10 protein-coding genes are annotated in these 13,980 nt (G+C 64.2%); 5 read left to right on the top strand and 5 right to left on the bottom strand.

The window, feature by feature from the left end:
- The first annotated feature begins 43 nt into the window (after nucleotides 1-43).
- The 4 genes from DIE22_RS02095 (at nucleotide 44) to DIE22_RS02075 (ending at nucleotide 8,090) form a co-directional block, all read left to right on the top strand.
- Nucleotides 44-4,906, top strand: a complete 4,863-nt coding sequence (locus tag DIE22_RS02095; RefSeq protein WP_124604322.1) for an RHS repeat-associated core domain-containing protein — start codon at nucleotides 44-46, stop codon at nucleotides 4,904-4,906.
- A 405-nt stretch (nucleotides 4,907-5,311) separates the two neighbouring features.
- Nucleotides 5,312-6,775 carry an IS1182 family transposase gene (locus tag DIE22_RS02085; protein ID WP_124604318.1) on the top strand — a complete coding sequence of 488 codons (1,464 nt, stop codon included), beginning with the start codon at nucleotides 5,312-5,314 and terminating at the stop codon, nucleotides 6,773-6,775.
- A gap of 260 nt (nucleotides 6,776-7,035) precedes the next feature.
- Nucleotides 7,036-7,698 (top strand): RHS repeat-associated core domain-containing protein, encoded by a 663-nt coding sequence (locus DIE22_RS39150; RefSeq protein WP_311767725.1) that lies wholly within the window; start codon nucleotides 7,036-7,038, stop codon nucleotides 7,696-7,698.
- Nucleotides 7,695-8,090: a hypothetical protein gene (locus DIE22_RS02075; RefSeq protein ID WP_124604314.1), complete on the top strand. Its 396-nt coding sequence runs from the start codon at nucleotides 7,695-7,697 to the stop codon at nucleotides 8,088-8,090. Before DIE22_RS39150 ends, DIE22_RS02075 begins: the two co-directional genes overlap by 4 nt.
- Nucleotides 8,091-8,164: 74 nt before the next feature.
- Here DIE22_RS02075 and DIE22_RS02070 read toward each other — a convergent pair whose 3' ends face one another.
- The 5 genes from DIE22_RS02070 to DIE22_RS02050 form a co-directional block, all read right to left on the bottom strand.
- Nucleotides 8,165-8,887: an HAD family hydrolase gene (locus DIE22_RS02070; protein ID WP_124604312.1), complete on the bottom strand. Its 723-nt coding sequence runs from the start codon at nucleotides 8,885-8,887 to the stop codon at nucleotides 8,165-8,167.
- 21 nt (nucleotides 8,888-8,908) lie between these two features.
- Complete coding sequence (locus DIE22_RS02065; protein ID WP_124604440.1) at nucleotides 8,909-9,880, bottom strand: ornithine cyclodeaminase family protein; 972 nt, start codon at nucleotides 9,878-9,880, stop codon at nucleotides 8,909-8,911.
- Nucleotides 9,881-10,033: 153 nt separating this feature from the next.
- Nucleotides 10,034-11,164, bottom strand: coding sequence for a DSD1 family PLP-dependent enzyme (locus DIE22_RS02060; protein WP_124501819.1), 1,131 nt, complete (start codon nucleotides 11,162-11,164; stop codon nucleotides 10,034-10,036).
- 113 nt (nucleotides 11,165-11,277) lie between these two features.
- Nucleotides 11,278-12,204 (bottom strand): LysR family transcriptional regulator, encoded by a 927-nt coding sequence (locus tag DIE22_RS02055; RefSeq protein ID WP_260426583.1) that lies wholly within the window; start codon nucleotides 12,202-12,204, stop codon nucleotides 11,278-11,280.
- Between the two features lie 99 nt (nucleotides 12,205-12,303).
- Nucleotides 12,304-13,218, bottom strand: coding sequence for an NAD(P)/FAD-dependent oxidoreductase (locus tag DIE22_RS02050; RefSeq protein ID WP_124501817.1), 915 nt, complete (start codon nucleotides 13,216-13,218; stop codon nucleotides 12,304-12,306).
- A gap of 142 nt (nucleotides 13,219-13,360) precedes the next feature.
- Between DIE22_RS02050 and DIE22_RS02045 the strand changes: the two genes are divergently transcribed.
- Nucleotides 13,361-13,801: an Rrf2 family transcriptional regulator gene (locus DIE22_RS02045; protein ID WP_059601208.1), complete on the top strand. Its 441-nt coding sequence runs from the start codon at nucleotides 13,361-13,363 to the stop codon at nucleotides 13,799-13,801.
- Nucleotides 13,802-13,980: the final 179 nt, after the last annotated feature.

The raw sequence follows: 13,980 nt of genomic DNA, 5'->3' as shown, positions 1-13,980 counted from the left end.
GGCGCCCCGCATTCCTTTTCCCGTTCAAAACCGATAACAACCCATGGCCGGAACCGCAGCTCCCTCCACCATTCAGCGCCCGATCCCGACGGCCCTCCGGCAAAACGCCGAAGCGCGGCGCGTGATCGTCAGCCCGTTTCCTGCGCCTGAAACCTCGCCGAGATTGATCGCGGCCGGCGTCGAATCCGTCGGGGACCCCCGCCTCGAGATCTTCGTTCAGTGCCTGTACATGGTGCCGTTCGTCGGCAATGCGATGTCGCTGTACGACGTCGGCGTCGACATCCACCGGATCTGCAGCGAGCCGGGCGGCACGACGAAGGTGTTCAACTGGGCGATTCTCGCGATCGATGCGATCGGTGTCGTGCCCGCCGCGGGCAATGCGACGCGGCCGGCGCGCGCGGTCGTCAAGGAGGTGCTGCTCGCCTTCGCGAAAGGGGCGGGCGCAGCGGTGCTGGTCGATCTGTTCTGGGCGACGGCCGGCGGCGACGTGCTCGCCTTCATGGCGGAACTCGATACGCATCTCCGGAAGTGGCAGGACGACATCGTCAAGGGCGTGAGCGAAGCGTCGCAGACCCTGCGGCGCTTCGTGTTGAACCCCGTGTCGGCGGCCGAGCAGATGGGGCGCATCCGGAAGAACCCGGGTTTCCTGTCGTGGGTGCCGTCAACGGAGGAGATCGCGCTCGTCGGCATCGACCAGCTTCTCAAGCTGTCCGGCCAGCGCGACGCGATCGTCGCATGGCTGGACGCGTTCGATCTGCATACCGAACTGATGCTGAACAGCGCGTTCGGTAGCGCGCAAGAGGCGGGCAGCCTGCTGTTCATGGCCGCTCAAATCACCGCCGAAATCAAGGCGAGAAAGGCGCGCGGGATTCCGTCGCATGTGGCGCAGGCCGTGCCGGGCACGATGCGCGAGCCGCACCGCAAGCCCGGCGCGCACCGCGATTCGACGCAGAAGGGCGCGCCGCCGAGCGCGCTGCCGGCGAAGGACGGTTGCGGCTGCCCGCGGACCGCGAGTGCGAAACCGGTCAACTATGCGATGGGCGACGAGAACCTCGAACAGACCGACTTCGTGGTCGACGCGATCGTGCCGATCGTGTGGAAGCGCCGCTACCGGTCGAGCCTTGCCGCCTACGATGCGAGCCCGCTCGGGGCACGCTGGAGCAGCCCGTATCACCTGTCGCTGGAGGAGCGCGACGGCGCGCTGACGTTCTTCGACCCGGATGGCCGGGCGGTGCCGCTGCCGCGGGTGGCGGTCGGCGAAACGATCGAGGTGCCGACCGAGCAATTCAGCGTGACGCGTCCCGATGCACGGCATGTCCTGCTCGCGTATCCCGACGGCTCGCACGAACGCTATGAGCGACACGGTACGGCCACGCTCGTTCGCTATCGCCTCGCGTCCCGCAAGCACCGCGATGGCCTCGGCCTGGGTTTCACCTATAACGCCGCGGACGAACTCGTCGCGATCGGTGACGATGCGGGCAACGCGATCCGCATCGATTATGTCGGCGGCCGCGTCTCGGCGATCTACCGCGCCGGCGTACCGGGCCTCGCCAACGAGGCGCTCGCGCGCTACGCGTATAGCGCCGAAGGCGACCTCGTCGGCCACGTCGACATGCTCGGGTGCCGGCGGACCTATGCGTACGCGCACCATCTGCTCACGCGCCATACGGATTTCAACGGCCACGCCGCGAACCTGACCTGGGACTGGCCGGGCCGCCGCGAAGGCGTGCCGGCCCCGGCCGACGCGAAGTGCGTGCGCACGTGGTTCGGCAATGAAGGGCAACCGCCGCAGGACGACACGTATTTCGCGTACCACCGCGAGCATTGGCACACGGTGGTCACCGATGCAGACGGCCACGCGACGATCCATCGCTACGATCACGACAACCGGATCGTGCTGGTCGAGCACCCTGACGGCTCGGCCGACTCGTATGAATGGGACGACCGGCACCGCCTGGTCGGTACAAAAAACGCGCTGGGTCACACGCAACGCTTTGCCTACGACGAGCAGGGGCGCCTGACGGCCGAGACCGATGCGCTCGGCAATACCACCCGCATCGACTACGACGACAGCGGTTTGCCGGTGACGGTCACCGCGCCGGAGGGTCGTGTCACGCAGACGGCCTACGACGGGCTCGGGCGGCCGGTCTCGGTGACGGACGCAGCGGGGCGCACGACGCGCTATGCGTGGGGCACCCAGGGCGAGTTGCTGTCGCTGACCGATCCGAAGGGCGGCGTGAGGCGATTCCGTTACGACCAGGCCGGCCGGCTGACCGAGGCGACCGATTGCTCCGGCCACGCGACGCGGTATGGCTACGACGAGCGTGGCCATCCTTCCATGATCACCGACGCCGAAGGCCACGTCACGCGCTACCGGTGCGATGCCCGGGGGCAGATCGTCAGCGTCACGCATCCGGATGGCGTCGAAGAACGCTTTACGTGGGATGCCGAAGGCAACCTGCGCACCTACCGTGACGGCGCGGGACAGATTACCGAATACACCTTCAACGCGCGTCGGCAACCGACCTGGCGCAGGGACGCGGCGGGCCGGGAGCTCTTGTATGGATACGACCGGCAGTGGCGGCTGGACCGGCTGACCAACGAGAACGGCGAGCAGACGCGATTCGGCTACGACGCGTCGGGGCGGCTGATCGAGCAGACGGATTTCGACGGCAGCACGACGCACTACCGGTGGGACGAGGCAGGGCAACTCGCCGGCTCGCGGCAAGGCGACATCGAGACGACCTATGTGCGCGATCCGCTGGGGCGGTTGACGCAACGCGAGACGAAGGGCGCGGGCGGTAGCGGTCACGCAAACGAGCGTTTTTATTACGACGCCCGCGGCCGGCTGACCACCGCGCAGAATCACCGGGGGAGTGTCCGGCTGTATTACGACGAAGCCGATAACCTGGTCGCGGAGGAGCAGACGATTCGTCCGGACACCGACGGGATGTACACGTCGGTGACTCGCCACGAATACGACGCACTCGGCAACCGGATTCGCACGCAGCTGCCCAATACCCGCACGATCGATTGGCTGCGCTATGGATCGGGCCATTTGCATGGCGTGTTGCTGGACGGCCAGCCACTCGTGGACTTCGAGCGCGACAAGCTGCATCGCGAGATCGTGCGCCGGTATCGCAGCTTCGAGCAGGTTCGGGAATACGATCCGGCAGGACGATTGCAGCGCATGGCCGTGCGGCGTGACGGGAGCGCGCGGCTGGCGGACTGGATGGCCGGACGCCGGTACCAGTACGACGCGGCCGGTCACCTGATGCGCATCGAGGATCGCGCGCGCGGGGTGACCGACTACCTGTACGACCCGACGGGGCGTTTGCTGAAGGCAACGACGCTCGATCTGCAGGAGGTGTTTGCGTTCGACCCGGCAGGCAACCCGGTGGATCCGGAGAAGATCCCGCCCCGGCCGACCGACGAACCACTCGAGTCGGTGATGGCGCGGATGCAGCGACAGATGGCGCAGGACCGCGCATGGTGGGATGCGCATCCGGGGGAACGGTTGCCGGAGGCACAGCTCGCGCGGCGCATGCAGGTGGCGGGCGAGTGCGAGGCGCTGTGGGATTGGGAGAAGGCGCTGCCGAAGTGCGTGGGGAACGTGCTGAAGGAACTGAGCCGCACGCGCTACGAGCATGATGCATACGGCAATCTGGTGCGCCGGGTCGAACCGGGTGGCGTGACGTGGCTGTTCAAGTACGACGTGGCGCATCGGCTTCGAGAGGCGAGGCGCTTTGCGAAACCGCCGGCGGCGCACGAGATCGACCGGATCGAGCGGACGGAGGACGGCACGGCGACGTGGATTCCGGGCGCGGTGAAGCCGGAATTGCAGGTGAATTTCGCGTACGACGCGTTCGGTCGCAGGACGGTGAAGGAGGTGGGAAGCAAGGACGGCAGTATCGAGCGGACCCTGTTCACCTGGGACGGCGACGTGCTGCTGATGGAGGAGCGGTTCCATATCCCGCCGCTGCAGCAGGGCGAGCGCGAGCCGGTGACGTATCGGCCGACGCGGATGGTTCGGGAAGATCCGGACGATGCGGATTCGGTACCGGTGGCGCAGCGCATGCATACGTTCAGGGAGCGGCATCAGTGGCAGGGCGCGTCGCTGTATCTGCACGAACCGGGGACGTTCGAGCCGCTGGCGCGGCTGGACGAGACGCTGGTGGAGGCGGCATTCGTCGCGACGGACGCGGAGGGGCGGTTCGTGCAGGTGCCGGCGAAGACGCGGCACGCGACGCTGTTCTATCAGAACGATCATCTGGGGACCCCGCAGGAACTGCTGGATGAGTCGGGGAAAGTGGTGTGGGTCGGGCGGTATCGGGCGTGGGGTGGAGAGAAGACGGTGTGGGGGGAGACGCCGGAGCGGAATGAGACGGGTAACGCGATCCGGTTTCAGGGGCAGTATCGGGATGAGGAGACGGGGCTGCATTACAACCGGTATCGGTACTATGATCCGGGCAGTGGGCGGTTCATATCGAAGGACCCGATCGGGTTGGCGGGTGGGATCAACGTCTGGCAGTACGCGCCGAATCCGGTGCAGTGGGGCGATCCGTTGGGGCTTTCTGCTGCATCCGATCTACCTCGGGTGAAAGGACGAAGTGCGCCACGTGTAGGATCGGTGCTGAATGATGCGGGCTTTGCCAAAACGAAAGACAATGGCGTGAACGAGACTTGGAAGCATGCGGACGGATCAGAGGTCCGGGTTCATAAATACGGAAACAAGTGCCCTTGTCCTTATAGATCGGGAAATAACGCGCATGTCCACAAGGAAGATCCCGCTGGGAATCAACTTAATGATCGTGGACTTGTATCACTAGATCCAAATGAAACGCACATTGGTATCCGTAACCCTGCTGATCTGCCAGCCGTTCGCGGGAGGCCGCACGGATCATGAGCTACGAATATAGATTGGTGTTTGACGACGCTGCTTCAGCGCAGCTTGTCATCGATTCACTGAAGTCGAGTGACGCCTGTGTCAAAGCGCAAGCTCAGGAAGTCTGCCTGAAGGACAGGGACCTACAGACGTTGGCTGAATATGATGCTAGGTTGACCAAAGAGAGTGATCGAGCGCTACGGTTGGAAGTTAATTTTAGATCGCCTAATTTGTACAATTTAGTGCAAGGAGCATTGAGCAGCAGGGTTGTTAGATGCTTCGAAGATGGGGATTGGGACGATGAAGTAACACTGAAGGAGGCGTTTCGCATCAAGTCCAGTAACTAACAACAAGGGCCGCAGTTGCGGCCCTTCAGACTGCTGACAAACCCTCGCCAAGTGCGAGGGTTTTGTTTTTAATAGCGTGATGCTGAAGACACCGACGCCCACGCAGCACGAACTCGAGATGGTGACGCTCGAGGAACTCGTGCCGAAGGACCACTTGCTGCGCCAGATCGACGCGGCGGTGGATTTCGAATTCATCCGCGAGAAGGTGGCGCATCTGTACTGCGCGGACAACGGCCGGCCGGCACTCGATCCGGTGGTGATGTTCAAGCTGCTATTCATCGGCTACCTGTTCGGGGTACGCAGCGAGCGGCAACTGATGCGCGAGGTCCAGGTCAATGTCGCCTATCGCTGGTTCGCCCGGTTCCGGCTGACCGACAAGGTGCCGGATGCCTCGACGTTCTCGCAGAATCGCCGACGCCGCTTCACGGACACCACGGTGTATCAGGAGATCTTCGACGAGATCGTGCGGCAGGCAATCAAGCGCGGGCTGGTCGACGGTCGGGTGCTGTACACGGACAGCACGCATCTGAAGGCGAACGCGAACAAGAACAAGTTCGACGTGGTGAAGCTGGAACAGACTCCGGCGGCGTACACGCAGGCGCTGAATGCGGCGGTGGACGCGGACCGTGCCGCGCACGGCAAGAAGCCGCTGGATCGCAACGACGACGAGCCGCCACCGAGCAAGGACACCAAGGTCAGCCGGACCGACCCGGACAGCGGTTACATGGTCCGGGACGACAAGCCGAAGGGCTTCTTCTATCTGGACCACCGCACGGTGGATGCCAGGCACGCGATCATCACCGATACGCACGTGACGCCGGCCTCGGTACACGATAGCCAGCCGTATCTGGATCGACTGGATCGCCAGCGCGAGCGCTTCGAGTTCAAGGTTGAGGCGGTCGGGCTGGATGCGGGCTACTTCACGCCTGCGGTGTGTCAGGGGCTGGAGGAGCGGGAGATTGCCGGGGTAATGGGTTATCGCACACCGAACCACAAGCCGGGCATGTTCTACAAACGGCAGTTCAAGTACGACGCGTATCGCAACGAATACGTATGCCCGCAGGGGCAGGTGCTGCTTTACAGCACGACCAATCGGGTCGGCTATCGGGAATACAAATCGAATCCGCAGATCTGCCGGCGCTGCGCGGTGCGGGCACAGTGTACGAACAGTGCCAACGCGGTGAAGGTGGTGACGCGCCACGTCTGGGAGCGTGCCAAAGAACGGGTGGATGCGCGACGCCTGACCGAATGGGGCCAGCGCATTTACGCGCGGCGCAAGGAGACGGTGGAACGCAGCTTCGCCGACGCCAAGCAGTTGCACGGACACCGTTATGCACGCATGCGCGGGCTGCGCAAGGTGGCTGAACAATGCTTGCTGGCCGCGGCGGAGCAGAACATCAAGAAGATCGCGATGCTGTTGGCCCGGAAGGGGAAAAAGGGCCCAGCGGGTCCCGATTGGTGCTTCGTACGCCTCCTGCTGCGCCTGGTGAGCCGTTTGCCCAGCAGCTTTGGCTGCTCGCTCGCTGCGAGTCTGCAACCCTGATTCCAGAAAGACGAAACCCCACGCTTCGAAAAACGTGGGGTTCGTCAGCAGTCTGAAGGGCCGCAGTTGCGGCCCTTGTTGTTATCGAGGTTGGTGGTGATCCGGGCCGATGGTGATCTGCTCGGCTTGCGTTACTGCGGGAGCGATCTGAGCGGCGGTAATGGTGAGCTTGCCGTGTTCAACGTGAACGTGGAGCTTCTGACCGGCGTGGAAGCCACCGTCGTGGGCGAGCCACTGAGTTGCTGGATGAGTCGGGGAAGGTGGTGTGGGTCGGGCGGTATCGTGCGTGGGGCGGGGAGAAGACGGTGTGGCGGGAGACGCCGGAGCGGAATGAGGCGGGTAACTCGATCCGGTTTCAGGGGCAGTATCGGGATGAGGAGACGGGGCTGCATTACAACCGGTATCGGTACTACGATCCGGGGTGTGGGCGGTTTGTTAGCAAGGATCCGATCGGGCTGGCCGGTGGACTGAACGTTTATCAATATGCACCGAACGGTACCGAATGGGTCGATCCTTTAGGCTTAGCCGGAAATCGTGCGAACCGTCGTGCAGGTAATATTTTGCAGGATATCGACGCAAAGGGAGGAGGGCACACCTATTCTCATCATGGAGCAGGGACAACACTTGCACAGCAGGAGCATCGTGCTATGACGGGAATTCCGCCTGACTGTCCGTGTCCTAAGCGTCCTCGTCCGACCGATTCAACGAGGTTTATGAGTAATGTTGATCAGTTGGATGCTATTCAGCGCGGTACGGCAAAGCTGAATGCCAGCGGGGAAAATTCAGTAACTTTCGATATAGGCAGAACTGTAGGGGAAGGCTATCGAAAAGGGGGAGGCGCAGTATTGAGCACGTCAGAGGTTACCGTTGTTCGTCGGGACGGAAGTATCGTCACTGCATTTCCTAAGTTGCCATCGCCATGAAGAAAATCATCAATTTTAACTATATCGGCCCATTGTATTATTACCTCTACTCCATGAGGGATGATGAGCTGGATGATTTTTATGTTAATGAAAAGAATGATCTGAATCGACTGTTTGGGGAGATGAAGTTGAGGTTTGAGGGGTTTGGGCCGATTTCTCAGTCTCGGGTTTCAGATGTTTTGGAATATGTTATGGCTTCGCATTCGTGCTGCGCCAACTGGAGAGGATTGTTTCCGCAAGAGATTCCTTTGGATGAAGTGGAAGATAAGGAGCGATTTGTGCATGATCTTTTTGTTGCGCTGTTTGGAAGAGAGCCAAATTTTGATTTTGATATTGCGGATATCGAGGTGAATAATTTTGTTGGCCCGGATGGCATTGATACAAAAATATGATGTTGGGAGGCGACTTGCTTGCGCGCGATTCCCATCGAACGATTCGATTGATTCACCTGCCGTCTCGAGAACTTCTACGACACCTCGACAGGCCCGCCGAGCGCTCGACACAGCGACGACAGGTCGCGCAGCGTGAGGTGCGCGGAAGCCGCTCGTGGCTGAACGTGTTCCGCGTCCGGATGCGTGTCGCGAACCAGCCACGCCGCCTGAAGCCCCGCATTCAACGCGCCGACGATATCGAGGTGAAAGTCGTCCCCGACGTGGAGCAGTTCGGCCGCAGGCACGCCAAGCGACGCCGCCGCCGCATGAAAGATTTCCGGCTCGGGTTTCGCGACCCCGAACGCCTGCGCGCTGAGCGTTTCCCGAAAGAATTCGCCGCCGCCGGTCAGCCGGAGGTCTGCGTTGCCGTTGGTCACCGCGATCAGCGGAAAGCGCGCGCTCAACCACGCGAGCGCCGGCAACGCATCTTCGAAGAACTCGACCTTGTTCCGCGCGGAATAGAACGCGGCGTACGCGTGTCCGGCCAGCGAGACATCTTCGTTCGCCCGCTCCAGCGCAAGCGCGATCGATCCGATTCGCAACGCACGATAGTCGCTGACGAGGTCCGGGCGCGCGCGCTCGTATTCGTCGCGCAACCGGCTCAACGCGTGCCGCGTGGGCAAGATGCTCGCGGTATCGGGCGCGTGCTCGATCAACCATGCGTGAAGTGCGGCCTCGGCCCGTTCGACGGTGGCGCCGAATGGCCATAGCGTGTCATCGAGATCGAACGAGAGGGCGGATACTTTGGCGAGACGCATGATGGTTGAAGGGGAAGTCGGTTACCAGGGCCACGGAACGAAGGTTCCGGTGCCGTTTTCGAGAGCCTGCCGATACAGGAAGCGCGCAACGGTCAGGTCCTGAAGCGCGAGTCCGGTCATGTCGAAGACCGTGATCTCGTTCGGCGCGCGATTGACCGGCGCAACGCCAGCGAGGATGTCACCGATTTCAGTGCGCGGCAAATCCGGCGCCCATTGGCACTCGCCGATGCTGCGCGCCTGCTCGTGGTCGTCCACGAAAATCCGCGCACGCGCCAGCACGCCTTCCGGAAGCTCGCGCTTGCCAGCGGTGTCGGCTCCGACGCAGGTCAGATGCGTGCCCGGTTGAACCGCATCCGCGTCGAACAGCGGGCCGCCGCCCGGTGTCGCCGTGATGACCACATCGCTGCCCGCCACCGCATCGTTGCGGTCCCGCGCGACGCGGATGTCGCAGCGTTCGCGGAACGCCGATTCGAACCGCGGATCCGGCTCGCCGCTGACGTTCACGTACTGCACCGCGCATCGTCGCGGCAGCAGCCCGATCGCATAGTCGAGCTGGACGCGCGCCTGCACGCCGGTGCCGAACACGCAGATTCGCGAGCTGTCGGGCCGGGCGAGCGCCTGCAGCCCGAGGCCGCCGGCCGCGCCTGTGCGGGCGGTCGTGATCGCATTGCCGTCCATGATGCAGAGCGGGCGGCCGGTGGCCGGGTCGAACAGCGCGATCGTCGCCTGATGCGGCTCGCCGCCCCGGCTGCGATTACCGGGCCAGAACCCGGCCGCCTTGAAACCGAGCAGATCCTGGCTGGCGACGTCGCCCGACTTGATACCGAACACGCCGCCGGTATGCAGCTTCTCGCGCACGACCGGGAACACGCGTCCGGCGCGTCGACCATGCAGCACGAAGGCTTCGCGGACGGCCGCCATCACCTGCTCGGCTTGAAGGGCCGGTTCGACGGCATCCCGGTCGAGAAGAAGGAGTTGGGCGTCTGTCGGCATAGGGGCGAACCTGTCGGGTGCAGTGCGAATCACGAATTTTATAGTTTGTCTATATTTGGACAAGCAGTCAATGCCGGGGCGAGGGTGCGGTGGCCGGTTTCATCGCAGGAAATCGGTGCATCACATCCCCGCACCGGCCGTCGTACTCGTTCTTTACCACCCGTAGAAGCGCGGCCAGGTCTGTACGGTGCCGTCGCCGCTCAGCGCGTGGTATTCCGGATGTTGCGCACCGGTCGCGCACGCGTGGTTCGGCAGGATCCGCAAACGGGTACCGATCGGAAACCGCTGCGCGATGCCCGTGTCGGGCGTATCGATGCGGGACACGATGCCGTGCTCCTGATTGGCCGAGCTCATCACATACTCGCCGAGCACGTCGCCGTCGTCGGTACACACCTGCCCGTAGCCGAAATCCCGCGCCTGCCGCTGCGTGCCGCGGTCGCGGCTCATCGCCATCCACCCCGCGTCGACGATGGCCCAGCCTTTCTCTTCCTGGTGCCCGATGACGGTGGTCAGCACCGACAGCGCGATGTCGGACAGCGCGCACACGCCGATGTTGTGCATCACGAGGTCGAACAGCACGTATACGCCTGCGCGGACTTCCGTCACCCCGTCGAGGTTCTCCGCGGACAGCGCGGTCGGCGTCGAACCGATGCTCACGACCGGGCACGGCAAGCCGGCCGCCCTGAGGCGCTCGGCGGCGCGCACGGTGCGGCTGCGCTCCTGTTCGGCGATCGCGACCAGCGCGTCGCGCGTGTCGTATTCATAGCTGGAGCCGGCATGAGCGAGCACGCCGCCGAGCGTCATGCCGCCGTCGACCAGCGCGCGGCCGACGTCGATCAGCAGGCCGTCGTCGGGCCGAACGCCCGAACGGTGTCCGTCGACGTCGACTTCGATCCAGACTTCGAAGCGCTCGCCGTGCTCGCGTCCGAATTCGGCGATCGCGTTCGCGGTCTGCACGCTGTCGGCGACGATCTTCAGGTCGCAGCCCTGGCGGCGCAGCGCGAGCGCCTGGCCCAGCCTGGCGGGAATCATCCCGACCGCGTAGACGATGTCACGCACGCCGCCCGCGAAGAACTGTTCGGCTTCCTTCAGCGTCGACACCGTGACGCCCTGCGCGCCGGCCGCGATCTGCGCGTCGACGACCTGCCGGCACTTGGTGGTCTTCACGTGCGGCCGGAACCTGACGCCGAGCGCGTCGAGATGCGCCTGCATGCGCGCGATGTTCTCGCGCATGCGATCGACGTCGATCAATGCGGCGGGGGTGTTGACGGGTGGGATGCCCATGGTGCGTTGCCTCGGTAGGTTGCCGACAGCGAGCACTGTAGGGCGTTTGGCCAGCAGCGTGTTTAACGCCAGGCAAATCGATCATTAACCGGCATTTAATCCGGGAAAGTCGTTCATGCCTTGCCGCGCCAAGGCGGCGGATCGAGAAATTGCCTCGCGGCGTCGAGAAAGACGCGTTGCCGCGCGGAACGGCCGGTGCGTGACGGCAGCAGCGCGGTCACGGGCGCCGGCGGCAGATGCCAGTCGGGCAGCAGCCTGACCAGCTTGCCGTTCGCGAGCAGCGGCGCGACGTCCCATTCCGAGCGCTCCACGATGCCGAGCCCGGCCAGTGCCCAGTCGGTGATGACGGTGCCGTCGTTCGACGACAGCGCGCCCGTTGCGCGGATCACCGTGGATCGCCTGGGTTCGCCCTTGTCGTCGCCGTTTTGCGAGAAGTGCCAGCGCGGGATGTCCTCGTCGTTCTCGCGCAGGCACAGGCAGTCGTAGCGGGCCAGGTCCGACGGGTGATTCAGTTCCTCGATGCGGCGCGCGTACCCGGGGCTCGCGCACAGGAAGCGCTCGTTGGGCGCGAGCGGATAGCCGATCCATGACGACGACTTCAGGCTGCCGACATGCACGACCACGTCGGCGCCCGATGCGCTGCTTAGCGGACTCTCCGCGAGGTGCAGCGAGATCTCGAGCTTCGGATGCGCGCGTAGCACGTCCCGCACGATCCGCGCGACGTACTTGCGTCCGAAGCCGAACGGCGCGACGACGCGCAGCGTACCCTGCACGTCGCCGTGATCGCCGGAGATGTTGACCGGCAGTGCCTCGACGCGCTCGAGAATCTCGACGGCTTCCTGATACAGCCGCTGACCTTCGTCGGTCAGTGCGATCCCTTTCGGCTGTCGCACGGCAAGGCGGACGTCCAGCCGCGCCTCCATCCGCTGCAGGCGGATCGTGACCGCGGGCGGGGTGAGGTCGAGCAATCGGGCGGCGGATGCCAATGAACGCGACGCGCCGATCGCGCGTACGAGTCGAAGGTCTTCGAGATCGAGCATTGCGTGTCTCTTAATGCTGGCGTTGCCGAGCATTAAACACCACATCGGGTGACGAAAGTGGCGATACGCCGCATCAACCCGCGCGCGGCTTCATGCCCGTCATGCCTCGAGCCCGAAAATCAACGACCGATGCGCGCCCACCCCGGCCGCGACGCCCGATGCCGACGCGAACGTCGCATTGGTCATCAGGCTCGACGCATCGCCGGCCGCGAACACGCCGGGCACGCTCGTCTGCTTCCACATGTCGACGCGGATCGCCACGCCGAGCGGCCCTTCGTCGAACGCACAGCCGAGCTGTCGCGCGAGATCGCTCGCCATCGCCGTACGCGCGCCGATGAACAGCGCATCGATCGGTACGACTTGTCCGTCGGCGAGCCGCAACGCGTCGATACGCGGCGCTTCGCCGAGAATCTCGACCACCGGCGACCGCTCGATACGCACGTCACGTGCACCGAGCAATGCGGTTTCCTCTTCATTCGGTTCGACCACGCGTTGCGTGAACCAGGTCGTCGGCCCCCAGTCCGGAATCAGGATCGCCTGATGCACGGACAGCGGATGCGTGGCCAGCACGCCGAGTTGCCGGCCCGACACCTCGTATCCATGGCAGTACGGACAATGCAGCACGCTGATCCCCCAGCGTTGCGCGAGCCCCGGCAGTGCGGGCAACTCGTCGCGGATGCCGGTCGCGAGGATCAGCCGGTCGGCGCTTGCGCGGCTGCCGTCCGCGAGCGTCACGTGAAAGCGTCCGCTCGCATCGCGCTCGGCGGTGCGCGCTTCACCGGTGATCCGCTGCACGGTCGGATAGGCCGCGAGTTGGGCGGCGGCGTCGGCGACGATCTGCGCGGGCGGCTTGCCGTCCTGCCCGAAAAATCCGTGCGCGTGTTCGGCAAAGCGATTACGCGGCCGCCCGGCATCGATCACGAGCACGCGGCGCCGTGCGCGCGCCAGTTGCATCGCGGCCGACAGCCCAGCAAAGCTGCCGCCGATCACGATCACTTCATGATGGTTCTGCATGTGTTCACACCTTTCCCGAATCCGTACAAGCGAAGAACGTGCTCCGATGGCGGTCAACTCATGAAACACGATAAGTTGCATGATAGGTCGATGGTATCATTCATGCAACTTCATAAGTTTCGAGAGTGGGAGCAACCCGTCCGTGAGAACCGACAGTCGTTTGTCGCGCATGCTGCATGCGCTGATCCACATGGACCAAGCTGACGGGCCGCTGACGTCGGAGGCGATCGCGGCGATGCTGTGCACGAATCCGGTCGTCGTGCGGCGCCTGCTCGGCGGCTTGCGCGACTGCGGCTACGTGCAGTCGGAAAAGGGTCACGGCGGCGGCTGGGCGCTCAGCGTCGCGCTGGACGACATCACGCTGCTCGACGTCTATCGCGCGGTGGGCGAGCCGCCGGTGTTTTCCGATCTGGTGGCCGAGGATGCGCCCGAATGCCTGGTCGAACAGGCGGTCAACGCGCATCTGTCGGCCACGCTGAAGGAGGCCGAGGCGGTGCTGCTCGCGCGCTTCGGCGAGGTCACGCTCGGCATGCTGTCGCGCGATTTCGAAGCGAAGGCGGCGCGCCGCCGCAAGCCGCGCTGATGCGCTGCAACATCGCGGCCGACGGCAGATAGCCGGCAGTCCGACGCAATCCGGCGCGGTGCAAAACCGGCGCGTCGCCGTGTTCTGTCCCCCAACTTCTGCCCGGTTCGCCCGCCACAGGGCAAAATACGGGTTTTCCGCACCCGAGAGGGCGCGCCCGAATCACGCGCCGGGTGGCG

It is taken from the genome of Burkholderia sp. Bp9142 (assembly GCF_003853415.1).
In the GTDB taxonomy this organism is placed as follows: domain Bacteria; phylum Pseudomonadota; class Gammaproteobacteria; order Burkholderiales; family Burkholderiaceae; genus Burkholderia.
Note: the sequence above shows the minus strand (reverse complement) of the source record. Positions and strands in the feature narration are given on the sequence as shown.

Coding starts and splice junctions, on each gene's coding strand:
- DIE22_RS02075 (WP_124604314.1), top strand. CDS start 7,695: ATGAAGAAAATCATCAATTTTAACTATATCGGCCCATTGTATTATTAC.
- DIE22_RS02055 (WP_260426583.1), bottom strand. CDS start 12,204: ATGCTCGATCTCGAAGACCTTCGACTCGTACGCGCGATCGGCGCGTCG.
- DIE22_RS02050 (WP_124501817.1), bottom strand. CDS start 13,218: ATGCAGAACCATCATGAAGTGATCGTGATCGGCGGCAGCTTTGCTGGG.
- DIE22_RS02095 (WP_124604322.1), top strand. CDS start 44: ATGGCCGGAACCGCAGCTCCCTCCACCATTCAGCGCCCGATCCCGACG.
- DIE22_RS02060 (WP_124501819.1), bottom strand. CDS start 11,164: ATGGGCATCCCACCCGTCAACACCCCCGCCGCATTGATCGACGTCGAT.
- DIE22_RS02065 (WP_124604440.1), bottom strand. CDS start 9,880: ATGCCGACAGACGCCCAACTCCTTCTTCTCGACCGGGATGCCGTCGAA.
- DIE22_RS02085 (WP_124604318.1), top strand. CDS start 5,312: ATGCTGAAGACACCGACGCCCACGCAGCACGAACTCGAGATGGTGACG.
- DIE22_RS02070 (WP_124604312.1), bottom strand. CDS start 8,887: ATGCGTCTCGCCAAAGTATCCGCCCTCTCGTTCGATCTCGATGACACG.